The organism is Roseomonas sp. WA12 (genome assembly GCF_054165765.1).
In genome coordinates this window covers 386804-412645 of the sequence record NZ_CM135108.1, presented here as the reverse complement: position 1 = coordinate 412645, position 25842 = coordinate 386804, and the positions used below count along the sequence as shown (strand labels likewise).

Genomic DNA, 25842 nt, shown 5'->3' with positions numbered 1-25842 from the left:
CTGTTGAAGCGCTCGACACGCCGGCGCCGGTCGGCGCGAGGGTCAGGCCGCGCCCGGGGCGTGCGGGTCCAGCGCGACATCCGGCAGCGCCATGACATGGCCTGACCAGGTCCAGACCAGGGCGCAGTCCACGCGGCGGCCGGGCCAGGCGGCACGCAGGACGGCGCGGTAGGCGGCCATCTGGCGAAGATAGGCTGGGGGGACCTTCGCCACTTCCTCAGGCGGGGGCCGGTTGGTCTTGTAGTCCAGCACCAGGACGCGGTCGGGCGTGACGAGGAGCCGGTCCACCTGGCCGGCGATGGGAATGCCGTTCACCACCCCGGCGAGCGGGGCCTCGGCGAGGCTGTCGGGGCCGAAAGCGCCTAACAATGCGGGGTGGCGGAGGACGGCGAGGGTTTCGGCGAGGGTCGCGTCCTGCTCCGACGGGTCCAGCCCGTGGCCGGGGCGGGCGAGGTGGCGGCGGGCGAGGTCTTCCCAGCGGGATTCACCGTGCTCGGGCAGGTGCTGGAGCAGGCCGTGAATGAGGAGGCCGCGACGGAAGCGGCGGCCGCCGGGGTCGGCGACGCCATGGGGAGCGGCGGCGGGGGGTTCGGCCTCGCCCTCCATGCGTGAGGGGGCGACAGGGTCGGCGCTGGCCTCCTCCGGCGCGCGGATGGTGGCCCAGTGGGGGAGGATGGCGGCCTCGGCGCGAAGCACGGCGGGGTCGGGCTTCGGTTCGGCCTCCTGTGGGGTGGTGATTTCCCAGCCCTCGGGACCGAAGCCGCAGCCATCGGGCAGGCCGAGGGTGGTAGGATCGAAGGGGACGCGGGCGAATCCGGGCTGCGACGCCTCGAGGCCGCGGAAGAAACCGTCCTTCACCAACGCGTGCCAGGGCGGGTGGGCGGTGGCTTTACGGGGGGCGAGGCCGCAGACGATCAGGCGGTCCTCGGCGCGGGTCAGCGCCACGTAGAGAAGGCGGTTCTCCTCCTCGGCATCGGCGGAGGCGCGGGCGTCGCGGGCGCGGGTCCAGGGGGCGGCCTGGAACTCGCGGCGGGGAGCCCAGAGCGGGACGTCGGGGGCGTTCGCGCTAGGATTGCTGGTGCCGGACCAGAGCAGCGTGTCGCGGGCGCCGCCGCGGCCAATATCAGGGATGATGACGACGGGGGATTGCAGGCCCTTGGAGCCGTGCGCAGTCATGATACGGACGGCGTCGGCCCCGTTCTCCATCTCGCGCTTCACCTCGGCACCGCCGCGGCGCAGCCACTGGATGAAGCCCTGCAGCGAGGGGGCGTGGCGGTTCTCATGGCGCAGCGCGGCGGAGAGGAGCTCGTCGAGCGCTTCCGCGGCCTCGGCGCCAAGGCGGAGGAGGAGCTTGGCGCGGCCGCCGTGCTCGCCCAGCACTTCCGAGAGCAGGGCGTGGGGGGTGATGAGGTCGGCGCGGTCGGCGAGGGACGCGATCCAGCTGGCAGCGCGGCCGATCTCCGTGCCTTCGTCGCGGTGCTTGATGAGGACGTGCCAGAGCGGGCCCTCGCGGCCATGGGCCAGGGCAAAGAGGTCGTCCTCGGAGAGGCCGATCAGGGGGGATTTCAGCAGGGCGGCGAGGGCGAGGTCATCCTCGGGCAGCAGCAGCGCGTCGCAGAGGGCGAGCATGTCGCGGACGGCGATCTGGTCGATCAGCGCGATACGGTCCACGCCGCCGACGGGGATGTCGCGCTTCTTCAGCTCGCGCACCAGTAGTTCGATCAGGCGCGTGCGGCGGCGGACCAGGACCATGACGTCACCGGGGCGGATGGGGCGGTCCCCGCGCGCGGGCAGCGTTTCATTCGCGATCATCGCACGGATACGGGCGGCGATGGCCTGGGCGAGGAGGGCTTCAGAATCCTGGGCGCCGACGGGCTCGCGCGGGACGATCCAGGGCTCGGGCGCCTCCGAGCCTGCGTGTTCGAGGAGGGGCCAGATCTCGACATGGCCGGCATGGCCGGCGCGGTCGGCGGAGTGTTCGAGCACCGCCTCCTCCCGCACCACGCCGCGGCGGGCGGGGCCGTCGGCGAAGACCTGATCGACGAGGGCGAGGACGGGGGCGCAGGAGCGGAAGGAGACGGTGAGCGGCACGCGCTCGAAGGTCGCGCCGCCGCGGGTCACCTGCCGGTCGAAGCGGCTTTCCCATTCGGCGAAGCCGCGGGCATCGGCGCCCTGGAAGCCGAAGATGCTCTGCTTCTCGTCACCCACGACGAAGAGGGTGCGGTCGCCGGGTTCGTGGGTGCCTGCGCCGGCAAAAAATTCCTGCGCGAGGGACTGGGCGATGCCCCATTGCGCGGTGTTGGTGTCTTGCGCCTCGTCGAGCAGGAGGTGATCGAGGCCACCATCCAGCTTGAACAGAACCCAGGCGGAGCCGGGATCGAGCAGCAGGGCCTGTGCGCGATGGATCAGGTCGTCGAAGTCGAGGGCGCCGCGGCGCTGCTTGCGGGCGCGGTAGTCGTCGAGCACCGGGCGGGCGGCAGCGAGGAGGGAGCCGGTGGCGCCGAGCAGGCGGTGCGCGTTCCAACGGGCGAGGATGGCTTCCACGCGCGCCATTTCCTGCGCGAGCGCCTCCTCCTTCGCCAGCGCCGCGCGGCGCTCGTTCTTCTGCGTGAACAGCGCCATCTGCCAGGACGCCCAGCGGGACGCGCGGGCCTCCTCCGGCTCGGAGAGGATGGCGAGGAGCGTCGCGGCGGCGTCGCGCGGGCCCTTGTTCTTGTGCTGCGACAGGGTCGCCAGCGCCTCGCGGAAGGAGTCCGGCGGCGTCACGACGAGGGCGGGGAGCGTGTCCTCGGACTCGCCGTCAGGGATTTCCAGGCATTCGCGGAGTGCCGCGGCGTGGCCGTCGGTGCGCTCCAGCAGCGGGCGCAGGCGTTCGCGCTTGCCGACCAGCTCGCGCAGCGCCTTGGCCAGGCTGTCGGCGGAGACGAGGCGGGCGAGGCCGGCCAGCGCCTCGTCGGGGATGGCGCGGCCGGCGAGCGCGGCCTCGCGCGCCTCGGCCAGCAGGGTGGCGCTGTCGCCGTCCTCCAGCAGGGTGAAGGCGGGGGGCAGGCGGGCTTCGAGCGGGAAGCTGCGGAGGAGCGACTGGCAGAAGGCGTGAATGGTGGCGATGCGCATGCCGCCGGGCTGTTCCAGCACGCGGCAGAAAAGCTTGCGCGCGATGGCCACTTCCGCGCGGGTCGCGGGCTGGCCGGTGAGGTCTTCGAGGGCGCGGCGCAGGTCGGGTTCCGGCAGCACGGACCACTGGCCGAGGCGTGACGCAAGGCGGGTCGCCATCTCGGCGGCGGCGGCCTTGGTGAAGGTGAGGCAGAGGATGCGGCCGGGCTGCGCGTCCTCCCGCAGCAGCAGGCGCAGGACGCGGTCGGTGAGGACCTTCGTCTTGCCCGAGCCGGCGGAGGCGCCCACCCAGGCGGAGACGCGGGGATTCGACGCGGATTGCTGGGAGATGCGGGCGCGGATGCGCGCCGAGACGGCCTCGTTCACGCGGCGTCGCCCTCGCTCGCCCCGCCCCATTCGGCGATGCGCGAGAGGTGGTCGTACTCGTCGCCCTTGGGCGAGCGCGCGGGGTGCGGGCGCGCGAGAAACGGGCGGTCGCCCAGCAGGAAGTCCTGCACCAGGGTGTTCAGGGCCTCGAAGGCCTCCTCGCTGACCTCGGGCAGGGTGGAATCCTTGGGGCGGAAGGGGGCGACGGTGCCGGCCTCGTAACCGCCGGAGACATGCCAGTGCTCGAGCGAAGAGACCTCGGCGGCGGGGATGTCAGCGAAGCCGCCGCGGGCGGCGATGGCGGCTTCCAGGGGCATCTGCGGGGCGCGGCCATCCACCATTTCGGCGTTGGTGGGCGTGGCGCCGGTCTTCAGGTCGATGAGGACGAGGCGGCCGTCCTTGGTGACGTCCACGCGGTCGGCGCGGCCTTCCAGGCGGACGCCGCAGGGGAGTTCGATGCCGCCGGTGATCTCGGCATGGCGCTGGGCGACATCGTCGCGCAGGCGCTCGGTTTCCAGCACGAAATCGGCGATGCGGGAAAGGCGCGGGCGCCAGTAGGCGACGAGGCCGGGGCGCGGGGCGAATTCGGCCAGCGCCTCCTCCGTCGCCTGGGCGAAGTGTTCCTGGGCGTCGGTGCAGTGCGGGTCGCCGTCGCAGAGGGCGAGCCAGCGGGAGACCATGTGGTGGACGATGTTGCCGTATTCGGCGGCGTCGGCCTCCGCGTCGAGGTCGTCCAGCGGGCGTAGCTTGAGGATGCGCTTGGCGTACCAGGCGTAGGGGTCGGATTTCAGCAGCCAGACATCGGTGACGCCGATCTTGCGCGGGCGCAGCGCGGCGGGGGGCGCGGGCGCGGGGCGGGTGCAGGGCTGCGCTTCCGCGGGCTTGTCGAGGAGGGTGGCCCAGCCGGTGGCGGGGGAGGTTTCCAGGCCGCCGAGGCCCTGGCCGCTGAGAAAGGTCTCGATGCGCGTCAGCCAGCGGGCAGCGACGGTGGGCGAGCCGCCGCGCTTGCGGGCACGCGACAGGGTGGCGCGCGGTGCCGACAGCGCGGAGAGGAGGAAGTCGGCGCAGACGCGGCCGATGCGGGCTTCCGGCGCTGGTAGGCCGAAGGCGGTGCGCATGGGGCGGCTCATCCAGGCGCCGGGGTCGGTGGCGATCGGCCAGATGCTTTCCTCGAGTGCGCCGAGAACGACGCGATCGAAGGATTGGAGGCGGGCTTCGAGGAGGCCGAGGATCTGCACGCGGGGATGCGAGCCGCCCTTGCGGCCGCGCATGGTGCGCACGCCCGGAGCGAGCGGGCCTTCCAGCAGCGCGTCGAACAGGGAGGGCCAGGCGGCGGCTTCCAGCGGCGGCAGGGCGCGCATGGCGGGCTCGAGCGATGACAGGTGGACGGCGAGCGGCTCACCCTCCTCGCCGCGGTAGAGGCGTAGGCCGCCGGGGAGTTCGTCCGTGCTGGCGAGGGCCTCGGCGGCGGCGAGATGGTCGGCCAGGAGGTCGGCGGGGGGGCGGACGCCGTAGTCCAGCTCGCGGAAGGTGCCGAGGGCAGCTTCCAGCGCGTCCAGCACCGCCAGCACGCGGGTGCGGGGCTGTTCGTGGCGGATGGTCTCGGCGGCGCGGCGCAACCCGTCCAGCCCGGCGGCGGGGCGCGGGCCGCGGAGGGCATGGCGCTCCAGCTCGCGCACGGCGCGCATCCAATCGGAACGGGGCATGCCGCCCGCGCACATTGGGTGCTTCAAGGAGGCGAGCAGGGGGACGGGAGCAAAGCCCTCCTCGACCATGCGGCCGATGAGGCGGAGGAAGGCGCCGGTGGGAGTCATTCCGAGCGGCTGGCCGGCGGAATCGTCGGCCAGGATGCCGTGGCGGAGGAGTTCGACCGAGACGCGGCGGGCGAGATCGCGGTCCGGCGTGACGAGGGCGGCGCGGGCGCCGGGAGTTTCCAGGGCTTCGCGCAGCAGCAGGGCGATGGCGGCGGCCTCGCCCGCTTCGTCGGGGGCGACGAGCAGGTCCAGGCCCGTGAGGGCGGGGCGCCAGCGCTCGGGCTCGCGGTCCTGCCAGCAGGCGATGGCCTGTTCGGGGCGCAGCGCGCGCGCGAGGAGCTCGGCGCGCGCCTCGTTGGGGGCGGGAGCGTCGGGCGCGCGGCCGGGCCAGGGGCGGAGGTCGCCGGCGCTGGCGTCCATGCCGCGCAGCAGGCGGGCGGTGCCGTTTAGCGGATGGCTGTTGGCGTCGCGCAGGATCTCCCACAGATCGCCGTCCACCTCCTCCCCGGCGCCGTGCAGGACGACGGCGCCCTTCTCCATGCGGGCGATCTGGCGGAGGAGTTCCACGGCCTCGGGGATGGTGCCGCCGATGCCGATGCCGGCGGCGATCACGGGGTCCACTGGCGGGTTGGTTTTCCAGGCTTCGGCCTGGGCGCGGAGGGAGGCGACGCGGCGGGTGCCGATGTCGGAGAGGCCCTGTTCGGCGAGCCATTGATTCCAGGACTTGATGACGCCGCCGAGAAAGGTGTGGGTGATCTCCCAGTGGCGGGCGAGGTCGCCGGTGACGAGTTCGGGCAGGCGCGAGGGGTCGCAGCCCTCTAGCGCCATCTCGTCCAGCAGGGTCGCGAGTTCGAGGGCGAGGCGCCAGGCCTGGTCGGGGCTTCCGGGGCCGCCGAAATTCGGGGGCAGGCGCATGACCATCTCGGTCAGCACGGCGAGGCGGCGGGCGGGGTCCACCGCGGGGGCTTCGTCCAGCAGGGCGGGAAGCGACAGCTCCTCGGCGTCCTCGGTGGAGAGGCCGGCCAGCGCGCGCAGACGGGGCAGGAGGAGCGCGGGCTTGCCGGAGACGCGGAGGAAGGCCTCGCGCAGCGATCGCGCGGCGCGGCGGGTGGGCAGCAGGATGGTGGTGCGGGCGAGCGCCGCAGGGTCGTCCAGGTCCTCCGCCATGGCGAGGACGCCATGGGCGAGGTCGTCGAGAAAGGGGCGGTGGGCGGGGATCTCGTACAGCCTCACCGCGTCCGCTCCCCTCCCCCGCCCCGGGCCCGATCCGAGAACAGCGCTAGAACAACTTCACTAGGCCCTTGTCCAGAACTTCCTCTGCCCGTTGCAGATCCGGCGGGGTCGAGAGGTGGAACCAGGCGCCGTCATGCACCAAGCCGTAGAGGCGGCCGGCCTCGATGGCGCGCATCCAGGGGCCCATCAGGCCGAAGCGGCCGGGCTCGGTGCCGTCCAGCAGGCGGGGGTGGATGATCTGCACGCCGGCATAGAGGTAGGGGGCCACCTCGCGCTCCTTCGGGCGGCGAAGGCGGCCGATGGGGTCCAGAAGGAAGTCGCCAAGTCCCACCTCGCCCTCCACCGTGGCGGCGCGGACCATGAGCAGCAGGGCGTCCATGCGATCCGCGTCGAAGGCGGCGCCGAGGCGCGTGAGGGCGGGGGTTGGGCCGTCCAGCCAGTAGGCGTCGCCATTCACGGCGGCGAAGGGACCCGCGCCGAGATGGGGGAGCGCGTTGCGGAGGCCGCCGCCGGTCTCCAGCAGCTCGTCCTCCAGCAGCACGGTGCAGTGGGGGGTGGTGCGCGCTTCGGCGGCGGCGGCGATCTGGGGGGCGAGGTGGTAGGCGTTCACCACCACCTCCGCGATACCGGCATCGGCGAGGCGGTCCAGCGCGTGGTCGAGCAGGGAGCGGCCGCGGAGGGTGAGGAGGGGCTTGGGCACGGTCTCGGTCAGCGGGCGCATCCGCGTCCCGAGTCCGGCCGCCAGCACCATGCCGTGGGTCAGGCGGATCATGCGGCGGGTTCCATTTGGGGGTTGGCGCGCAGGTGGAGCGGCACGTGTTCGTCGAGGAAGGCTGCGAGCGGCGCCGTGGCCGGGTGGCGCAGGGCATCCGCCAGCAGGCGCCAGCATCGCGGGCCGTGCTGGAGGTAGTGGGGCTTCCCGTCGCGCCGGTCCAGCCGGACCCAGAGGGCGGCGACCCGCAGATGGCGCTGGGCGGCCATGGCGGCGGTGGCGGCCTCAAATTCGGCGCGGTCCAGCCCCGGGCGGGCGGCGAGGTAGCGGGCGGTGGCGGCCTGGCGGATCTCCGGCGCCACGTCGCGGCGGGCGTCCTGCAGCAGGCTTACCAGATCGTAGGCGGGGTGGCCGTGGCCGGCATCCTGGAAGTCGATGAGGCCGGTCGCGGCGGGGCCCGGGCGATCCAGGGGAAGGAGATTGGCGGGGAAGTAGTCGCGGTGGACGAAGGCGCCTGCCCCTTCGAAGGGGGCGAGCATGGCGCGGATGGCGGTGCGGAAGGCCTCGCGTTGGGCGGGGGTGGGGTCGGCGCCCATGGCGGCGGGCCACCACCAGTCCAGGAAGGTAGCGGCGGCAGTGCGGGCCATGGCCTCGCCCTCCCAGGCCGGGAGGCCGGGGGGCGGCGGGGCGGCGTGCAGGCCGGCGAGGGTTTCGACGGCGGCCAGATAGAGGGGGAGCGGGTCGGCGCCGCCATCCAGCAGGCTGGCGTGGGTGGGTTCGCCCAGGTCTTCCAGCAGGAGGAGGCCGGCGGGGGTGTTGGCGGCCAGGACCTCGGGCGAGGAGAGACCAAGGGCACGGATATGCAGGCCGATGGCCATGAAGGCGCGGAGGTCGGCTTCGGCGGAGGGCAGGCCGACAGCCGCGGCAGCCGAGCCGTCCATCAGCAGGGCCGGGCGGGGGCCGCCGCGCAGCCGGACGTAGCGCCGGTGGCCGGCATCACCGGGGAGCGGCAGGCGCTCGGCATCGGCATAGCCCTGGGCGGCCAGGAATTCATCGGGGGTCATGCGGCGGCGAGGACTTCCAGGCGGCGGGTGTCCCAGCCCGCCAGGGTGGCGGTGCGGGCCTCTGGTGCATCGGCCGGGGCGAGGGTGATGCGGAGCGCGTCTCCCGGCGTGAGGGCGCCGAGGCGGTCGGGCCACTCGACCAGCACGATTCCCTCCCGCGCCTCGTCCCAGCCGAGTTCGGGCAGGGCGTCCGGGCCGTCCAGGCGATAGAGGTCCATGTGATGGACCTCGGTTTCGGGAAGGTCATAGGACTGCACGAGGGTGAAGGTGGGGGACGGCACTTCGAGCGCGGGATCGCCGGCGGCGGCGCGCAGGAAGGCGCGGGCGAAGGCGGATTTGCCGGCGCCGAGAGGGCCGTGCAGCAGGATGGCGTCCCCGGGGCGGGCCAGGCCGGCGGCACGCGCGGCCAGCGCGCCGGTCGCCGCCTCGTCGGGCAGGAAGAGGGTGATCGGGGCGGTCATGGGCGGGCCCAATCTGCCCCCGGGCCACCCCTGCGGGCAACCCTGGTGAAACGGCATGCCGCAACCGGGCGGGCGCGATCCGGTTAGCGAAGCAGGGGCGGCCGCGGGGTCGCCGTGACAGAGGGATTACCACCATGCGTCTTCTTCGTGCGGCCCTGTTGCCGATGCTGCTCCTCGCCACCCTCGCGGCCTGCACGGGCGGGAACCGCACCTTCGGCGAGCGAGCGCGCGACACGATCGACCCGCCGAGCGGGCCGGTGGAGGCCACCGGGCGGGCGGTGGACCGGGCGATCGATCGCGTTCGGCCGAACTGAGAACCTGACGCAGGGTCCGGGGTGGCCGGTGCCCATCCCGGTAAAGGGCCTGGGAGGCCAGGCCTTCCAGGGGCCGAAGGGCGCCCAGCCTTCCCCCCCCTTCCCACCCGCTGTATCACGCGTCCCCTTACTGCTGACGGGGACGGGATACGCCCATGACCGCGCATATCGAGACGGATGTTGCTATCATCGGCGCCGGCCCCGCGGGGCTTTTCGCCGTGTTCGAATGCGGCATGCTGAAGATGAAATGCGTGGTGATCGACACGCTGGAAGCGATCGGCGGGCAGTGCGCGGCGCTGTATCCGGAGAAGCCGATCTTCGACATTCCCGCGCATCCCCGCATCGCCGGCGCCGATCTGATCCGCGAGCTGGAGACGCAGGCGCAGCCTTTCACGCCGCTCTACCTGCTCGGGCGCCGCGTGGAGCGGCTGCTGGAGGAGGATGGGTTTATCACCCTGGGCACCAGCGAGGGCGACAGCGTGCGCGCCAAGGCGGTGATCCTGGCCGCGGGCGCGGGCGCCTTCGGGCCGAACCGGCCGCCGCTGGACGACCTGACGCGCTACGAGCAGTCCGGCGCGGTGCGCTACATGGTGTCCCGGCGCGAGGACTTCCGGGGCAAGCGGGTGGTGATCGCGGGCGGCGGAGATTCGGCGGTGGACTGGGCGCTGTCGCTGAAGGAGATCGCGGCGAAGGTGACGGTGGTGCATCGGCGCCCGAAATTCCGCGCGGCGCCCGAGAGTGCGGCACAGCTGGACCGCGCGGCGGAGCGGGGTGAGCTGGAGTTGGCGATCCCCTATCAGCTGCACGGGCTTAAGGGGGACGGCTCGGCGCTGACGCATGTCACGCTCTCCACGCTGAAGGGCGAGGAGCGCGACGTGGAGGCGGATCATCTGCTGGCCTTCTTCGGGCTCTCGATGGAATTGGGACCGATCGCGGAGTGGGGGCTGGGGATGGATCGCAGCCACATCACCGTGACGCCGGCGACCTGCGAGACGTCGCGGCCGGGGATTTACGCCATCGGCGATGTGGCGACCTATCCGGGCAAGCTGAAGCTGATCCTGCAGGGCTTCTCGGAGGCGGCGATGGCGGCGCATGCCATCCATCCCCGCGTGCATCCGGGCGAGGCGCTGCATTTCGAGTACTCCACCTCCAAGGGAGTTCCGGTTCATGGCTGACGGCAAGCTGTTCATCGGGACGAAGCGCTACTCCTCCTGGTCGCTGCGCGGCTGGCTGGCGGTGCATCTGGCGGGGCTGGATGTGGAGGAGGTGCTGATCCCGCTCGCGGGCGGGGGCGGCACCACGGCGATCAAGGCGGCGACGCCTGCGGGGCTGGTGCCCTATCTCGAGCACCAGGGCGCACGGGTTTGGGAGAGCTTGGCGATCTGCGAGTACTGCGCGGAGATCGCGCCCTCGCTTTGGCCTGAGGATCGCGTGCTGCGCGCGCTGCTGCGGAGCGCGGCGTCGGAGATGCATGCGGGGTTCCGCGGGCTGCGGATGGCGATGCCGATGAATCTCGGCGGCAGCTTCCCGGGGCGCGGCGGCACGCCGGATGCGCTGGCGGACATCGCGCGGATCGAGACGGTGTGGGCGGGTTGCCTGGATGCCAGCGGCGGGCCGTTCCTGCATGGCGCGGCGATGGGCGTCGCGGATGCGATGTATGCGCCGGTAGTGGCGCGGCTGATCACCTATGCGCCCGCGGTGTCTCCGCGCGGCAAGGCGTATATGGCGGCGGTGCGGGCGCATCCGCTGGTGGCGCGCTGGTATGAGGAGGCGGCGGCCGAACCGGCGGAGTGGCTGCTGCCGCATTACGAAGCCGGGCCCGCGGCCTGAGGGCGGCGGTGTGATGGGAAGCGCGACCGGGCTGGACCATGTTGGCGTCTGCGCGCGCGACTCGGCGGCGCTGTGGGGGACTTACGAGCGGCTGGGCTTCCAGCTGACGCCGGTGGCGCGGCAGTCCCGGGGCAGCGAGCCGCTGGGCACGGCCAATCGCTGCGCGATGCTGCGACAGGGTTACATCGAGCTACTGGCGGTGGTGGATCCGGCGCTGCCGGATAACGGGCTGGGCGCGATGCTCGACCGGTTCGAGGGCGCGCGCATCCTGGCGCTTGGCATGGAGGATTCGCCGGGGAACCTGGCGCGGTTGCGGCGGGCGGGGGTGGAGATTTCCGGCGTATCGCCGCTCTCGCGGCCGGTGGAGGCCGGCGGGCCGATCGCGCGGTTTGAGCGGCTGCCGCTGCCTGAGGCGCCGGAGGGGCGCGTGCAGCTGGTGCGGCATCTGACGCCGGAGGCCATCTGGCAGGAGCGCTGGATGGATCATCCGAACGGGGTGACGGCGCTGCGCGCGGCGATTGTGGTGGCGGAGAACCCGGCGGAGAGCGCGGCGCGGCTCTCGCGCCTTTCCGGCCTGGCGCTGGAGCCGGAGCCGGCGGGCGGCTTCGCGCTGCCGCTGCCGGATGGGGCGCGGGTGCGGGTGCTGGCACCGGATGTGCTGGCGTCGGTGCTGCCGGGGGTGGTGCCCCCTGCCCTGCCGGCGGTGGTGGGGATGGTGCTCGGGGTGGCGGATCTGGACGCGACGCGGGATGCGCTTTCGGCCGTGCTGCGAGTGGAAGTGCCCGGGGGTGTGATGGTGCCGCCGGAAGATGCCGCGGGCTGCGCCCTGGTCTTTGCCGCATGAGGCAGCCGAGCGCCCTTCGCCGCTCCGTCGAGACCTACTACGCGCCGGGGCGGGATCGGGCGCTGGATGCCTTCCAGTCACGCTTTCTCGGGGCGGGGGAGCTCGGCTTCGATGTCGGGGCGCATGTGGGGGACCGGGCGGCAGGTTTCCGGCGGCTCGGCGCGCGGGCCGTGGCGGTGGAGCCGCAGCCGGGGCTGGCGCGGCTGCTGCGCTGCATGTTCCACGGGGATGACGGGGTGGTGGTGGTGCCGGCGCTGGTCGGTGCCGCGCCGGGCGAGGCAGTGCTGCGGCTGAACACGCGGAACCCGACCGTCGCCACCGCGTCCGACGCCTTCGTGGCCGCGGCGGAGGGGGCTGCGGGCTGGGAGGGGCAGAGATGGGATCGTGAGATCGCCCGCCCCGTGACCACGCTCGGCGCGCTGGCGGCGCTGCATGGGCGGCCGGACTTCATCAAGCTGGATGTGGAGGGCTTCGAGGCGGAGGCGCTGGCGGGGCTGGATTTCGCCCCGCGCGTGCTGTCCTTCGAGTTCACCACCATCCAGCGCGGGGTGGCGGCGGATTGCCTGGCGCGGATGGCGGCGCTCGGCCCCTACCACTTCAACGCGGCGCTGGGCGAGGGCATGAGGTTCGCGTTGCAGGCGCCGGTGGAGGCTGCGGCGATGCGGACCTGGATCGAGGCGCTGCCGCATGCCGCCAATAGCGGCGATGTCTATGCCAGCCTCGATCCCGCGCGGATCACGGGCTGATGGAGTTCGAGGCCTTCCTGCCGCATCTCGGCTTCGCGGCGGTTCTGACGCTACTCTCGGCCGGGGTGGTGCGATTGATGATCGCGTATCCCATGCTGGACGATCCCAACAGGCGCGCGGCGACAGCGCACACCGTGCCCACGCCCAAGGGCGGGGGCTTGGGGATCGTGGCGGCTTTCGTGGCGGGCATGGTTGTGCTGTACGGCACGGCCCGCTTCGCGCGGATCGCGGAGGCGGAGTTCCTCGGCACCATCCTGGCCGCGGTAGCGATTGCCGGCGTGGCGTTGGCAGATGACATCTGGGACTTCCGCTTCGTCGTGAAGCTGGGGGCGCAGGCCGGGGCGGCGCTGGTGGCGATCGCGAGCGGGCTGGTTGTGTCGCGCATCGCCATCCCCTGGGTGGGGGTGGTGGAGCTGGGGATCGCTGGGCCGTTGCTGACGCTCTTCTGGATCGTCGCCTGCACCAATGCGGTGAACTTCATGGACGGGATGGACGGGCTGGTCGGCGGGTCGCTGCTGGTGGCCTGTGCCTCGCTCTGCTTCATCGCGGCGGGCCAAGGGGCCTGGTTCGTCTATGCCGCCGCGCTGTTCCTCACAGCGGGGCTGGTGGGCTACCTGCCCTTCAACCTGCATCCCGCGCGCATCTTCATGGGCGATGTGGGCAGCCAATTCCTGGGCTTCATCCTGGCGGTGCTGGGCGTGGCCTGCGCGCGCTTCGACACGGCGCAGATCTCGTTCCTGATCGTGCCGCTGCTGCTGTTCGGGCACCTGTTCGACACGGGCTTCACGCTTGTTCGCCGCGTGCTGGCGGGGGAGCGGCCGAGCACGCCGCACCGGACCCATCTGTACCAGCTGGCGCAGCGATCAGGGCTTTCGGTGCACCGGGTGGCCGCGATCCACGGCGCCTTCGTGCTGCTGCAGGCCGGGCTGGCGCTGGCCTTCCCGCATCTTTCGCCGGTGATGAAGCCGCTGGTGGTGCTGCCGGCGCTGGCGGTGCAGCTGCTCTGGTTGGCCTATGTCGCGCACCGGGTGCGGCGGGCCGGGCTCAGCTGGGCGGCGGGCTGACCACCTCGATCGTCACGGGGCGGTCGTCCACGCCCACCCATTGCTCGGAGCGCCAGACGGCCCCCGTTTCGGCATCGGCCCAGTAGCGGTTCACGAAGCGGGCGCCGCCGCCGCAGCGCTCCTCCACAAACAGGCCCTCGTCCACCCGCTGCGCTCGCATGCGGCATTCCAGCGCTACGCCAAATCGCATGCGGTTCGGGTCGCGCGAGGCGGGGACCAGGTCCACCACGCGGCGTGCGGTGGCCGGGCGCTCGGCCAGGCGGGTCACGTCGTCGAGCGGGTCCGGGCTGTCGAAGCGGGTGGCGGCGAGGTTGTTAGAGGTGCCGGCGGTGGCGACCACCCGCGCGCCGTCGGTCGCCAGCACCATGCCGTCATCGGCGCGCCACATGCGCTGCTCGCCATTGGCCTGGATCATCGTCATCACCTTGCGCCGACTGCCATAGGTGACAACGAGCGTTGGGCCGTCCGTCACCGCCACCTCCGTCTCCTCCAGCGCGCCCGCCGGCGCGTCGTAGCGGCGGGGGGCGAAGCCGTCCTGCCTCGGGGGCAACAGGACACTGGCCCGCAGCGCGTTCTCGGCGGAGCGGCCCATCTCGGCCATGTCCGGCGTGTCGCAGGCGGCAAGGAGGAAGAGGGACAGCAGGGCGGGACCGGAGCGCATTCCGGCCAGGATAATGCGCGCCCGCCCGGCGCGCATCACCGAATCGTGAGACAGCGGGTCAGGCGACCTCGATCGCCGTCAGACCTGCGGCCAACGCCGCGCGCAGGTCGGTAGGAGAGAGGGCGATGCAGCCCTCGGTCGGCGCGTAATCCGGGCGGGCGATGTGCAGGAAGATCGCGCTGCCGCGGCCGCGCACCACCGGCGCGTCGTTCCAGCCGAGGACGCCGACGATGTCGTAGACCTCGTCCTCCCGCCAAAGCTCCTCATGCCGGCCGGCATGGGGGAGCGTGACGGGGCGGTTATAGGCGCGATCGGCCGGGTCGTCGCACCAGCCATCGGTACGGCCGATCGGCTCCACCGGCACAGCGCAGGCCGGGGCGCGGCCGCGATCGGCGCGGTACAGGACCCGGCGCAGCGCGAGGGTAGCGCGGGGGGTGGCGCCGTCGCCCTCCTGCTTGTCGGCGCGAATGCCGCCGCGGCCGATGGCGCAGCGCCAGCGGTCGCGGCCGAGGACGAGCTGTTGGTTCGCGAGTTGGGCGGTCGTCATGGGGGATGTCTGCGGGGTGGGTGGGCGTTGGGCAAGAGGGGGCCTTGGTGGCCTCAAGGGAGGCGTCGCCTCCCCTGGGGACATCGCGCACCGGTCAGGCCGTGCTTCCCCGCATCTGCTCCTCATAGGCGGTACGGGCGCGGGCGATGGTGGTGGGATCGGGGCCTTGGCCCCATGCGAAGAAGGCGGTGGGCTGGTCGCGGCCGTTGGCGATGGCCCTCAATGTGTCCACGAAGCCCGTCACCTCCAGCATCGCGGAGGCGACGCCGCCGATGAAGCCGGCAGGGCCGCCGATCGCGGTTCCGACGAGGATGCGGGCGGCGATGGGGGCCGCGCTTCCGGTTGCCTCACGGTAAATCGTGCCCACACCCGGCAGGTGCTGCAGCGGGTTGATGGACTCCAGGAGCTCGTCGAAGGAGATCTCCATGGGCATGGGCTCGGCCTCCTCCCCAGTGAGGGGCGGGCCGCCGTCGGGCGCGGCGCGCGTGCCGCCATAGACGCGGCCGGCGAACATCCCCCATCCCTCGGGCGAGGCGGTGTTCGGGACGATATAGGTCATGGTGCCGCTCCGGCCTCTTCTCCGGAGGCTTGCGCAATCGGCGTGCCGTTTAACCCATGAGGTGGCCGAATCGGACCTTCTTGGTGGCCAAGTAGCCGTCGTTCACACCATTGGCGGCGAAAAGATGGGAGACCCGGCCCTCGATGCCGATGCCACAGGCAACGAGGCCGGCCAGCTTGTCCGGGTTGTTGGTCAGGAGGCGCAGGCGGTGAAGGCCGAGCGCCTCCAGCATCGTCGCGGCCACGCGGAAGTTGCGCTCGTCCGCGCCGTAGCCGAGGGCGCGGTTGGCATCGAGCGTGTCGAGCCCGCCATCCTGCAGGCGATAGGCCCGCAGCTTGTTCACCAGCCCGATCCCGCGGCCTTCCTGGGCCAGGTAGATGAGGACGCCGCCTGTTTCCTCGGCGGCCATGCGGGCGATGGCGCCGCGGAGCTGGGGGCCGCAGTCGCAGCGCAGCGAACCCAGAAGGTCCCCGGTGAAGCACTCGGAATGGAGGCGGGCGAGCGGCGCGGGGCCAGTGGCCGGCGCGTCCTCGGGGCGGCCGACGAGAATGGCCAGGTGCTCGATCCCACCATCGGCGGCGCGGAAGGCGACGATGCGGGCGTCCGGCGCGTCCTCCAGCGGCACTTGTGCCTCGGCGACGCGGGTGAGGCTGGCGCTGGCGGAGGCCGGGTAGGCGAGGACAGCAGCGACATCGACGGAGAGCAGGCCGAGCCGGGCCGCGGCGGGGACGGAGGCCGGGGCGGCGACCAGGGCGGGCAGCAGGCGCCCGACCTTGGCCAGCGCGATGGCGGCGGGCGACAGCGCCTGGGCAAAGCCGGGCGACGGTACGATCTGCGGCATCTCGGGCAGGAGCTGCTCGGCCACCGGGTCTGCCATGCGGCGCAACGTTTCGGGCGCCAGCAGCGCGGGGGAGAGGCGGAGGGAGACGGGCGCGTCTTCCGGCGCGGCAGTGCCGGTCGCAGGATGGGCAAGGACGGGGCGGGCCAGCACCGCGGCGGCACGCGGGGCGGAAAGCAGCAGCACGGGCGGGGCCAGGGCGGCATTCGCCAGCTCGGACAGTCCGCGGGCGCCCACGGTCTCGGCGGCGGCGAGGATGAGCGATTCGCCCCCGCTCTCGAGCAGGACCGGGGTGCCCCTTCGGAGCTCGGAAACGGCACGGTGGACCGCGCGCATGGCGGCGGCCAGGGAGTCCCCGGACGGGGCAGTGCCCGTGGAGCCCGTGCCCACGGAAGCGGTTCCCAGCGCGGCGGAATCCGACCGAACCGGGCCTCCGGTCACCTGGACGCCTATCGAAGCCTGGGCGCTCATCGAAGCGTCGGCCATTCCATCCCCCAAACGCATCCCGCCGGGCGCCCCGGCGGGTCCGGCCTCGGAAGGAGGGCCGTGCCGCGCGATTCGCGCAGTAGGGCGCCCTTCCGGGGCGAGGTGCCAATATGGGAAGGCCGATGCGGCCAAAAGGGGGCATGAACGGGGTGAAGGGGGCATTCCCCCACGAAAAAGAGAGCCAAGCCTTGCCGCATCCGGCGGCTTGGCCCCATATCCCGACTTCACAGCTCCGGGATCGGCCAACACCACGGGCCGGACTGGAAGTCCTTCATACGGGAGGGTGCATGTCGGACCCCCGTCCGATCCTGATCGTGGACGACGACCCGGCGCTGCGCGCCACACTGTCGGAGCAACTGGCCTTGGAGGGCGAATTTGCCCCAAGCGAGGCCGGTTCTATGGCGGAAGCGGGTCAGATCCTACTTGCCGATGGTGCGCGCTTCGACGCCGTGCTGCTCGATATCGGGCTGCCGGATGGCGATGGGCGTGACCTTTGCGCCGAGCTTCGCCGCACCGGAATCAAGGTTCCGATCATCATGCTGACCGGCCAGGATGCCGAGCAGGACGTGGTGCGTGGCCTCGATTCCGGCGCCAACGACTACATCGCCAAGCCATTCCGCATTATGGAACTTCTCGCGCGTTTGCGGGCTCAGCTGCGCGGATTCGACAATTCCGAGGACGCGGTCTTCGTGATCGGGCCCTACACCTTCCGGCCTTCGGCCAAGATGCTGCAGGACCCGGCGCGGAACCGCCGTATCCGGCTGACCGAGAAGGAATGCGCGATCCTGAAGTTCCTTTACCGCGCCGCCGGGCGGCCGGTGGGGCGGCAGATCCTGCTGAACGAGGTGTGGGGCTACAACGCCGCCGTCACCACGCACACGCTGGAGACGCATATCTACCGGCTCCGGCAGAAGATCGAGCCGGATCCCGCGACGGCCTCGCTGCTGCTCACCGAGGGTGGTGGGTACCGGCTGGATCCGCAGGCGGGCCGGGCCGCAGCATAGAGAAAGGCCGGAGAAGCCCTGCTTCTCCGGCCTTTTCATTTCCGGCAGGTCGGCGCGGGGCCGGCATCTTCTGGGGAGGTGCCCCTCCCCGCTTTATCCTACCGAAGAGGCGCGGCGACGACGGGGGTCTCACGCGCGGGCACCGGCAGGGCGCCGATGGCGCGCAGGGCGGGGATCAGGATGGGACGGACCATGGTGGGGGTTCCTCTCTTCGGCAGCTTCAACGAAGCCAATCGGGGCGCGGTTGCGGTGGGTTAACGCCCGGGCAGCCAGACGCGCATGACGGTGCCCTGCCCCACCACGCTGTCGATCAGCAGCTGGCCGCGGTGGTGGCCGACGATGTGCTTCACGATCGCCAGACCCAGCCCGGTGCCGCCCGCCGCGCGGGATCGGCCGGGATCGACGCGGTAGAAGCGCTCGGTCAGGCGCGGGATGTGCTCGCGGGCAATGCCCGGGCCGTCATCGGCCACCCGTAGCAGCACGCCGGGGGCAAGGCCGCCCTCGGGCGCGGCCAGGGTGCGGACGGAGAGGCGGACCGTGCCGCCCTCGCGCCCGTAGCGCACCGCGTTCTCCAGCAGGTTGCGCAGGACCTGGGCGAGCTGGCCGGGATCGGCCGGGTCGGCGGTCGCGGCGGAGAGGTCCAGCTCGAGCCTGACATTGCGGCCGGCGAGAATTGGAGCCATGGCCGCTGCCTCGTCGCGGGCCAGCAGGTCGAGCCGGCATTCGCTGCCGGGCGCCTGGTGCTCGGTCATCTCGATGCGCGACAGGCCGAGCAGGTCCTCGATCAGGCGGCGCATGCGGTCGGCTTGGTCGGCGACGATGGTGAGGAAGCGGGTGGTGGCCTCTGGATCGCCCTGGGCGGGGCCGCGCAGGGTCTCGACGAAGCCGATGATGGAGGCGAGCGGGGTGCGCAGCTCGTGGCTGGCATTGGCCACGAAGTCGGCGCGCATCCGCTCGGCCGCGCGGGCCTGGGTGCGGTCCGCCAGGACCACCATCAGCCGGCCGCCATCGGAGAGCGGCGGGTCCAGCGGGATGACCTGGGTGGAAAGGTCCCGCGCGACGGGGACGGGCAGCACGGCCTCCGCGGATTGCGGGATGCCCTCGGCGAGGGCGCGGTCCACGGCGCCAGCGATGCGGGGGTGGCGCAGGAAGGCAGCTGTGTCAGCGCTGCGGTCCTCGGTGCCCGGGCCGGAGCTTGGACCCGGGCCGAAGAAGCGGCGGGCGGCGGCATTGGCGCGGAGGACGCTGCCATCCTCGGCCAGGACAAGCAGGGGATCGGGCAGGGCCTCGACGATCGCAGCATCGGCTCGGCGGAGGCGGCCCAGCTCGGCCTCCCGCGCGGCGAGGCTGCGGGCGAGGCGAGCAGCCGATTCCGCCACGCGGTTGGCGGCGGGCAGCAGGGGTTCGCGCGGAGGCCTCGGCTCGCCATCGGCCGCTGCGCGGAGGTCGGCTTCCAGCCCGGCCAGGGTGACGAGCCAGGCGCGAGCCAGGAGCAGGGCGGTGACGGCCGTGCCCAGGAGAGCGAGGAGCACCGGCGCGGGTTCCGAGCCGCTTGCCAGCAACAGCCCCATGGCGGCGCAGGGCACGCCCGAGATCAGCGCTGCCACACGGAGCAGCGCCGTCCAGGATGGGGCTGTTCTCAGCGGACCGGGATTCAGGAGCCGGCGGCGCCGGGCAGAACCGGCGGCTCCACCGGCCGCGGCTCGGTGCCGGGAGTAAGGGCGTAGACGGCCAGGGCGCGCTGGACCTGGCCGTTGGGCAGCAGGCGGAAGGCACCGTCCGCTCCCTGCAGGGCCTCGCCCACCGGAAGGGTGGCGACAGCGGCGGGATCGCCGCCCCGCAGGCTGCGGACCGCGACCGAGGTGGCGTCATACGCGGTCGCGGCGAGGCGCGGCGGGCGGTCCCCGAAGGCGGACTGGTAGCGGGCCTCGAAGCCGTTGCGGGCCTGGGGGTCGGGGCCTGGGACCCAGGCGCCGGCGAGGGTGGGCTCGCTGGCGAGCGAGGCGTCCCCGGCCCAGAGGGCTGGGCCGCCGATGCGGAGCGGCGGGCTGGCAAGGCCAGCGCCGGCGAGCGCCGCGGCCATCTCGCGCGCCTGGGCGCCGCTCTCGCCGAGAATCAGCAGGCCGAGGCCCTCGGGCCCGGCCTGAGTGGCGAGTTGGCCGGCTGCCTGGGAGCGGGAGGCGCCGGCGGGATAGGTGACGATGACGGGAGCCGGCAGGTTGGAATCGCGCGCCGCGTTGCGGAGCGCATTGGCGAGCTGGCGGGTGAAGGGGCCGTCCGGCCCGGCGAGGCCGATGCGCTGGATGCCGGCCGACTGCGCAGAGGTGACGAGGCGGCGGACCTGCTGCGAGGGGGTGACGCCGGTCACCCAGACGCCATTGCCGCCCTGCTCCACGTCATTGGTGAAGGCGAGCACGGGGACGCCGGCGGCGCGGGCCTGGCCGGCGGCGGCGGCGGTCTCGGCGCCGGTGAGCGGGCCGACGACCACGCGGGCGCCTTCGGCCAGGGCGGTGCGGACGGCCTCCGAGGCGCCGCCAGCCGAACCGGTGGTGTCGCGCGGGACCAGCTCCACGCCACGAGCGCCGGAGTCGAACAGGGCGAGGGTGGCGGCGTTCATCATCGCCGGGCCGAGGGCGCCCTGCGGGCCGGTCATCGGCAGGAGAACGGCGACGCGGGCGGCTGGGGCCTGCTGCGGGGCCGTGGCGCCGCTGCCGAAGATGGGGCCGCCCGGGGCGGCGAAGGTGGTGCGCGGCACTTGCGGGGCGCAGGCGCCGAGGCCCACAAGCGCCAGCAGGGACAGGGTTTTGGCCAGGTTCATCGAGGCGCGGGAGGCGGAGCTTGCAGGCTGACGTGGACGCGGGGACGGACGGCCCTGGAGCCGGAACACATGAGGATTCACGCGAGCCCCCTCCTGCTGGCGGCCCGAGTGCCGCGCTTGCACCGGGTTTATGGCTGGTCGCCACCCCCATCGGCAACCTGGGGGACCTGTCACCCCGCGCGGTCGTGACCTTGCGCGGTGCGGAATTGATCCTGTGCGAGGACACGAGGGTGTCGGCGCCGCTTCTGGCGCGGCACGGCATCTCGGCACCGCTGCATCCCCTGCACGACCACAACGAGGCGGGCGAGGTGCCGCGGCTGCTGGAGCGGCTGCGGGGCGGGGCGCGCATCGCGCTGATCTCCGATGCCGGCACGCCCCTCGTCAGCGATCCCGGATACCGGCTGGCGCGGGCGGCGATGGAGGCGGGGGTGTTCGTCTCGGCGGTGCCCGGGCCGAATGCGGCCGTCATGGCGCTGACGCTGTCGGGCCTGCCGCCCCTGCCCTTCCTGTTCATGGGGTTCCTGCCGCCCAAGGAGGGCGCACGGCGGGACGCGATCGCGCGGCTGCGGGCGGCGGAAGGGGCGGGGTTGTCGGCGACGCTCGTCTTCTTCGAGGCGCCGCACCGGCTGGCCGAGTGCCTGGGGGCGCTGGCGGAGGGGTTCGGGGATCGTCCGGCGGCGGTGGCGCGGGAGCTGACCAAGCGCTTCGAGGAGGTGCGGCGGGGGCCTTTGCCCGTGCTGGCGGCGCATTACGCCGGGCACGCCGCGCGCGGCGAGATCGTGGTGGTGGTCGGCCCGGCGGAGGTGGATGCGCCGAGCGGGGCGGAGGAGGTGGAGGCGCGGCTGCGGGCGGCGCTGGCCGGCGGGCAGTCGCTGCGGGATGCGGCGGCGATGGTCGCGGCCTCGACCGGGCTGCCGCGGCGGCAGGTCTATGCCAGGGCGCTGGAGATCGGGCGCGAGGAGGGCTGAGGCCCCGTTGCCATTGGCTGCCGCACGCCCTAGCCAAAGGGCTGGACCGCGCGGAGGGGCCGAGTTGAGCGACGAGCTGGCAGTTCCTGCGGTGCACACGGAGCCGGCGCCGGTGGTGCTGGACGTGCCCGTCATCCTCTTCGCCTTCAACCGTCCGGCCTATCTGGAGCGGGTCTGCGCCTCGCTGCTCAACCAGCGCGGGGTGGTGCTTGATCCGCGGCGGGTGTTCCTGCTGCAGGACGGCGCCGTCTCCGCCCGCACGGGGCTGCGCTACGCCGAGGATGCGGAACTGGCGGCCTCGGTCGCGGCCTTCCGGAAGTACTTCCCGCGCGGGCAGGTAGCGGCGGCGCGGAGCAATCTCGGGATCGCCTCCAACATCCGGCGTGGCGAGGTACTGGCCTTCGAGGCGATGGACGCGGATTGCGCCTATTTCCTCGAGGACGACCTGGAGCTGGGGCCGGAATACCTGCGGATCATGGGCGAGCTGCGGGCGCTTTCGGATCGCGATCCGCGCGTGGGATATTTCGCGGCCTATGGCGACCACGAGGCGCAGCCGCCGGGGCCCGAGGCCTGGCTGACCATGATGCAGCACCACTGGGCCTTCGGCCTCCGACGGGAGCCCTGGCAGCGGTTGCGGGAGTGGATGGCGCCCTACGACCAGATTCTCGAGGGATCGGATTACGGGTGGCGGGACCATCTGGCGATCTTCCGCTGGATGGAGACGCTGGACTTGGCGGGGGGCTTTTCCTCGCAGGATGCGGTGAAGACGCTGGGCTGCAACGCGCTGGGAATCGGGCGCGTGATGACCGATGTGTGCTTCGCCCGGTACATCGGGGCCCAGGGCGCCTCCTTCCGCGACGAGCGGTTCAAGGAGATGGGCTACGACCGGATGAACTGGGTGGAGGGGCCGCAGCACCACCTGGCTTCGGGGGTGGATTCCCAGGTGGCCGGCATCATCGGCGATCCGCGCAAGCGCCAGGAGTATTTCCGCCAGGTGAAGCTGCCTGTCCTGCTGGAGGAGCAGATGCGGACGCGGCTGGAGCGGGACCGCCCGGCGACGCGCGAGGAGGTCATTGGCCTGTACATGTACCTGCTGGACCGGGTGCCGGAGGACGAAGCGGTGGACGCGCTGGCGGAGCGCCATTCGGTGCGCCAGGTGCGCGAGATCCTGCTGACCAGCCGGGAGTTCCGGGGCCGCAACCCCATGCCGCGGCCAGCGGGCTGAGACCCCTTCTTCCGCCGCGTCGCGGGAAAGAGACTTCCGCGATGCAGCATCAGCACCCAATTTGGCGGGGACGCGCCCGCGCCGCCACACATGCCTGACAGGATGCCCGCATGAACGCTCCGATCGATCCCTCGCGGCTGAAATTCGGCATCGGCCAGCCCGTTTCCCGCAAGGAGGACCCGGTGCTGCTGCGGGGCGAGGGACGCTACAGCGACGACCTCTCCCTGCCCGGCCAGGCCCATGCGGTGATGGTGCGCAGCCCCTATGCCCATGGCGTGATCCGCGGGATCGACACGGCGGAGGCCGCGGCGATGGAGGGGGTGCTGGCGGTCATCACGGGCCGGGACCTCGAGGCGGCGGGGATTGGGCCGATGCCCGTGAATGTCGGCCAGAAGAACCGCGACGGCAGCCCGGCGCGCCTACCGCGTCAGCCCGTGCTGACGAGCGACAAGGTGCGCTTCGTCGGCGACCCCGTGGCGATGGTGGTGGCGGAGACGGCCAAGCAGGCGCGGGACGCGGCGGAAGCCTTGGTGCTGGATATCGATCCGCTGCCGGCCGTGACGGAGGCGCGCGACGCGGTCGCCCCGGATGCGCCGCAGGTTTACGACGACGTGCCCGGGAACCAGGTGGTGGATTTCCACTACGGGGATGCCGAGGCGGTGGCGGCCGCCTTCGCGCGGGCGGCGCATGTCACGAAGCTTGCGATCCGCAACAGCCGCGTCGTGGTCTCCCCGATGGAGCCGCGCTCGGCGGTGGCGCATGTGGAGGATGGGCGCTTCGTGCTGCGGATGGGCAGCCAGGGTGTGTTCGGCATGCGCGGCAACGTCGCCAAGGTGATGCATGTGGAGCCCGAGGAGCTGCGCGTCCTGACGGGGAATGTCGGCGGGTCCTTCGGGATGAAGGCGAGCGTCTATCCGGAGTACCCGGCGCTGCTGCATGCGGCGAAGTTGCTGGGGCGGCCGGTGAAGTGGACGGACAGCCGGTCGGAGAGCTTCTTGTCGGACAGCCATGGGCGGGACCATGACTTCACCGCCGAGCTGGCGCTGGATGCGGAGGGGCATTTCCTCGCGCTGCGGATGACGGGCTACGGCAATCTCGGTGCCTATCTGTCCAATGCGACGACGCTGCCTTCCACCGTGAACACGGTGAAGAACGTGATCAGCGTGTACCGCACGCCGCTGGTCGAGGTGAACACGCGCTGCGTGTTCACGAACACCACGCCTGTCGGCGCGTATCGCGGCGCGGGGCGGCCGGAAGGGAACTACTACATGGAGCGGCTGGTCGACACGGCCGCGCGGGAGATGGGGATCGACCGGGTGGAGCTGCGCCGGCGCAACCATATCGGCCCGGAGCAAATCCCCTATTCGGCTCCGTCCGGCATGCATTACGACAGCGGTGATTTTCCGGCGATCCTGGAGGAGGCATTGGCCGCCGCCGACTGGGATGGCTTCGCGGCACGGCGCGCCGAGAGCCGCCGCAACGGCAAGCTGCGCGGGATCGGGATCGGGCATTACCTGGAGGTGACGGCGCCGCCCTCGAAGGAGATGGGCGGCATCCGCTTCGACGAGGATGGTGGCGTGACCATTCTCACGGGCACGCTGGATTATGGGCAGGGCCATGCCTCGCCCTTCGCGCAGGTGCTGGTGGACCGGCTGGGCATTCCCTTCGACCGGATCCGGCTGGAGCAGGGCGACAGCGACCTGCTGATCGCGGGCGGCGGCACGGGTGGGTCACGCTCGATCATGGCGACGGGGCAGGCGCTTTCGACCGCAAGTGCGCAGGTGATCGAGAAGGGGCGGCGGATCGCCGGGCATGTGCTGGAGGCGGCGGCAGAGGATATCGAGTTCGAGCCCCATGCAGCGAATGGTGGCCGTTTCGCCATCGCGGGCACGGATCGCGGCGTCGGCATCATGGAGCTGGCGGCGATGGCGCGCAGCGCGCCGGGGCTGCCGGAGGAGCTGCGCTCGCTCGATGTCTCCACCACAGATGAGTACGAGGATTCCGCCTTCCCCAATGGCTGCCACATCGCCGAGGTGGAGGTGGATATCGAGACGGGCGAGCCGCAGGTGGTGCGCTACACCACGGTGAATGACTTCGGCACCATCGTGAACCCGATGCTGGTGGCCGGGCAGGCGCATGGCGGCATCGTGCAGGGCATCGGCCAGGCCTTCACCGAGCAGACGGCCTATAGCGAGGACGGGCAGCTGCTGTCCGGCTCCTACATGGATTACGGGCTGCCGCGTGCGGAGCACGCGCCGTTCTTCGCCTTCAACAGCCATCCCGTGCCGGCACGCACCAATGCGCTGGGTGCGAAAGGCTGTGGCGAGGCGGGATGCGCGGGGTCCCTGCCCTCGGTGATGAATGCGCTGGTCGATGCGCTGTCCGAGCGGGGTGTGACGCATCTGGACATGCCGGCGACGCCGCTGCGTATCTGGGAAGTGCTGCACGGGGAGACGGCAGCATGATCGTTCTCGTCACTGGCGCGAGCTCGGGTTTCGGGCTGGCAATTGCGCACCGCTTTGTCGCCGATGGCGCACGCGTCATTGCCGCGGGACGTCGCGCGGATCGGCTGGCTGCGCTGCACGGGGAATTGGGGGCGGATAACGTCCTGCCGCTGGTGCTGGATGTGCGGGACCGTGCAGCAGTGGAAACGGCCGTTGCCGCGCTGCCCGAAGAATGGGCGGCGGTGGACGTGCTGGTGAACAATGCCGGCCTCGCCCGCGGGCTGGAGCCGGCGCAAAACGCGGATCTCGATGACTGGGACGCGATGGTGGACACCAATGTGAAGGGGGTGATGTATCTCACCCGCGCGGTGCTCCCGGGGATGGTCGCGCGCGGGCGCGGGCACATCGTGAATATCGGCTCCACTGCGGCGGAGTTCCCCTATCCTGGTGGCAATGTCTATGGCGCGACCAAGGCCTTCGTCCGGCAGTTCAGCCTTAACCTGCGCGCCGATCTCTGGGGCACGCCGGTGCGGGTGACCGACATCGAGCCGGGGCTGGTGGGCGGCACCGAGTTCAGCAATGTGCGGTTCGGCGACGATGCGAAGGCAGCGGCTGTGTATGAGGGCGCCGATGCGCTGATGCCGGAGGATATCGCAGATGCCGTGCACTGGGTGGCATCGCGGCCGGCGCGGGTGAATGTGAACACGCTGCAGGTGATGCCCGTCGCGCAGAGCTTCGGGCCGCTGCGGGTGCACAAGCCCGGGAAGTAGCGCGGAGGAAGCGTCGCCCT

The 25842-nt window shown here is 72.2% G+C and carries 22 protein-coding genes; 11 read left to right on the top strand and 11 right to left on the bottom strand.

The window, feature by feature from the left end; genetic code table 11:
* Positions 1-42: 42 nt before the first annotated feature.
* The 5 genes from addA to tsaE are packed head-to-tail and all read right to left on the bottom strand — an operon-like array spanning position 43 to position 8704.
* A complete protein-coding gene (addA, locus tag ACVBD7_RS01930) occupies positions 43-3480 on the bottom strand; it encodes a double-strand break repair helicase AddA (RefSeq protein WP_458095838.1) in 3438 nt (1145 codons plus the stop codon).
* Entirely contained in the window at positions 3477-6467 is a 2991-nt protein-coding gene (addB, locus tag ACVBD7_RS01925; protein WP_458095837.1) for a double-strand break repair protein AddB, read from the bottom strand. The genes addA and addB overlap by 4 nt, the downstream gene beginning before the upstream one ends.
* Before the next feature lie 46 nt (positions 6468-6513).
* Positions 6514-7239, bottom strand: coding sequence for a nucleotidyltransferase family protein (locus ACVBD7_RS01920; protein WP_458095836.1), 726 nt, complete (start codon positions 7237-7239; stop codon positions 6514-6516).
* Positions 7236-8243 (bottom strand): aminoglycoside phosphotransferase family protein, encoded by a 1008-nt coding sequence (locus tag ACVBD7_RS01915; protein ID WP_458095835.1) that lies wholly within the window; start codon positions 8241-8243, stop codon positions 7236-7238. Before ACVBD7_RS01915 ends, ACVBD7_RS01920 begins: the two co-directional genes overlap by 4 nt.
* Positions 8240-8704, bottom strand: a complete 465-nt coding sequence (gene tsaE, locus ACVBD7_RS01910) for a tRNA (adenosine(37)-N6)-threonylcarbamoyltransferase complex ATPase subunit type 1 TsaE (RefSeq protein ID WP_458095834.1) — start codon at positions 8702-8704, stop codon at positions 8240-8242. The genes ACVBD7_RS01915 and tsaE overlap by 4 nt, the downstream gene beginning before the upstream one ends.
* A gap of 134 nt (positions 8705-8838) precedes the next feature.
* Between tsaE and ACVBD7_RS01905 the strand changes: the two genes are divergently transcribed.
* From ACVBD7_RS01905 to ACVBD7_RS01880, 6 genes are all read left to right on the top strand, one after another.
* The gene (locus ACVBD7_RS01905; protein WP_458095833.1) at positions 8839-9018 is read left to right on the top strand and encodes a hypothetical protein; all 180 of its coding nucleotides are present in this window, start codon (positions 8839-8841) and stop codon (positions 9016-9018) included.
* Positions 9019-9173: 155 nt separating this feature from the next.
* Positions 9174-10193 (top strand): NAD(P)/FAD-dependent oxidoreductase, encoded by a 1020-nt coding sequence (locus tag ACVBD7_RS01900; RefSeq protein ID WP_458095832.1) that lies wholly within the window; start codon positions 9174-9176, stop codon positions 10191-10193.
* Positions 10186-10848, top strand: a complete 663-nt coding sequence (locus ACVBD7_RS01895) for a glutathione S-transferase family protein (protein WP_458095831.1) — start codon at positions 10186-10188, stop codon at positions 10846-10848. The genes ACVBD7_RS01900 and ACVBD7_RS01895 overlap by 8 nt, the downstream gene beginning before the upstream one ends.
* 13 nt (positions 10849-10861) lie before the next feature.
* Entirely contained in the window at positions 10862-11692 is an 831-nt protein-coding gene (locus ACVBD7_RS01890) for a VOC family protein (protein ID WP_458095830.1), read from the top strand.
* The gene (locus tag ACVBD7_RS01885; RefSeq protein WP_458095829.1) at positions 11689-12438 is read left to right on the top strand and encodes an FkbM family methyltransferase; all 750 of its coding nucleotides are present in this window, start codon (positions 11689-11691) and stop codon (positions 12436-12438) included. The genes ACVBD7_RS01890 and ACVBD7_RS01885 overlap by 4 nt, the downstream gene beginning before the upstream one ends.
* Complete coding sequence (locus ACVBD7_RS01880) at positions 12438-13502, top strand: glycosyltransferase family 4 protein (RefSeq protein ID WP_458095828.1); 1065 nt, start codon at positions 12438-12440, stop codon at positions 13500-13502. Before ACVBD7_RS01885 ends, ACVBD7_RS01880 begins: the two co-directional genes overlap by 1 nt.
* Here the strand turns inward: ACVBD7_RS01880 and ACVBD7_RS01875 are convergent.
* From ACVBD7_RS01875 to ribA, 4 genes are all read right to left on the bottom strand, one after another.
* On the bottom strand, positions 13483-14199 hold the full coding sequence (locus tag ACVBD7_RS01875; RefSeq protein WP_458095827.1) for a YjbF family lipoprotein: 717 nt from the start codon (positions 14197-14199) through the stop codon (positions 13483-13485). The genes ACVBD7_RS01880 and ACVBD7_RS01875 overlap by 20 nt on opposite strands.
* 22 nt (positions 14200-14221) lie before the next feature.
* Positions 14222-14710 (bottom strand): L,D-transpeptidase family protein, encoded by a 489-nt coding sequence (locus tag ACVBD7_RS01870; protein WP_458095826.1) that lies wholly within the window; start codon positions 14708-14710, stop codon positions 14222-14224.
* A gap of 94 nt (positions 14711-14804) precedes the next feature.
* Positions 14805-15269: a hypothetical protein gene (locus ACVBD7_RS01865; protein WP_458095825.1), complete on the bottom strand. Its 465-nt coding sequence runs from the start codon at positions 15267-15269 to the stop codon at positions 14805-14807.
* 49 nt (positions 15270-15318) lie between these two features.
* Complete coding sequence (gene ribA, locus ACVBD7_RS01860) at positions 15319-16497, bottom strand: GTP cyclohydrolase II RibA (RefSeq protein ID WP_458095824.1); 1179 nt, start codon at positions 16495-16497, stop codon at positions 15319-15321.
* Between the two features lie 383 nt (positions 16498-16880).
* Between ribA and ACVBD7_RS01855 the strand changes: the two genes are divergently transcribed.
* Positions 16881-17597, top strand: coding sequence for a response regulator transcription factor (locus ACVBD7_RS01855; RefSeq protein ID WP_458095823.1), 717 nt, complete (start codon positions 16881-16883; stop codon positions 17595-17597).
* Between the two features lie 254 nt (positions 17598-17851).
* Here the strand turns inward: ACVBD7_RS01855 and ACVBD7_RS01850 are convergent, their stop codons facing one another.
* A complete protein-coding gene (locus tag ACVBD7_RS01850) occupies positions 17852-19204 on the bottom strand; it encodes an ATP-binding protein (RefSeq protein ID WP_458095822.1) in 1353 nt (450 codons plus the stop codon).
* Between the two features lie 47 nt (positions 19205-19251).
* Complete coding sequence (locus ACVBD7_RS01845) at positions 19252-20415, bottom strand: penicillin-binding protein activator (protein WP_458095821.1); 1164 nt, start codon at positions 20413-20415, stop codon at positions 19252-19254.
* 20 nt (positions 20416-20435) lie between these two features.
* On the opposite strand from ACVBD7_RS01845, the gene rsmI reads away from it, so the two are divergent.
* The 4 genes from rsmI (at position 20436) to ACVBD7_RS01825 (ending at position 25822) form a co-directional block, all read left to right on the top strand.
* Positions 20436-21383: a 16S rRNA (cytidine(1402)-2'-O)-methyltransferase gene (gene rsmI, locus ACVBD7_RS01840; RefSeq protein ID WP_458095820.1), complete on the top strand. Its 948-nt coding sequence runs from the start codon at positions 20436-20438 to the stop codon at positions 21381-21383.
* Positions 21384-21447: 64 nt separating this feature from the next.
* Positions 21448-22608: a hypothetical protein gene (locus ACVBD7_RS01835; protein WP_458095819.1), complete on the top strand. Its 1161-nt coding sequence runs from the start codon at positions 21448-21450 to the stop codon at positions 22606-22608.
* A 110-nt stretch (positions 22609-22718) separates the two neighbouring features.
* A complete protein-coding gene (locus tag ACVBD7_RS01830) occupies positions 22719-25073 on the top strand; it encodes a xanthine dehydrogenase family protein molybdopterin-binding subunit (RefSeq protein WP_458095818.1) in 2355 nt (784 codons plus the stop codon).
* The gene (locus ACVBD7_RS01825) at positions 25070-25822 is read left to right on the top strand and encodes an SDR family oxidoreductase (RefSeq protein ID WP_458095817.1); all 753 of its coding nucleotides are present in this window, start codon (positions 25070-25072) and stop codon (positions 25820-25822) included. Before ACVBD7_RS01830 ends, ACVBD7_RS01825 begins: the two co-directional genes overlap by 4 nt.
* Positions 25823-25842 lie beyond the last annotated feature (20 nt).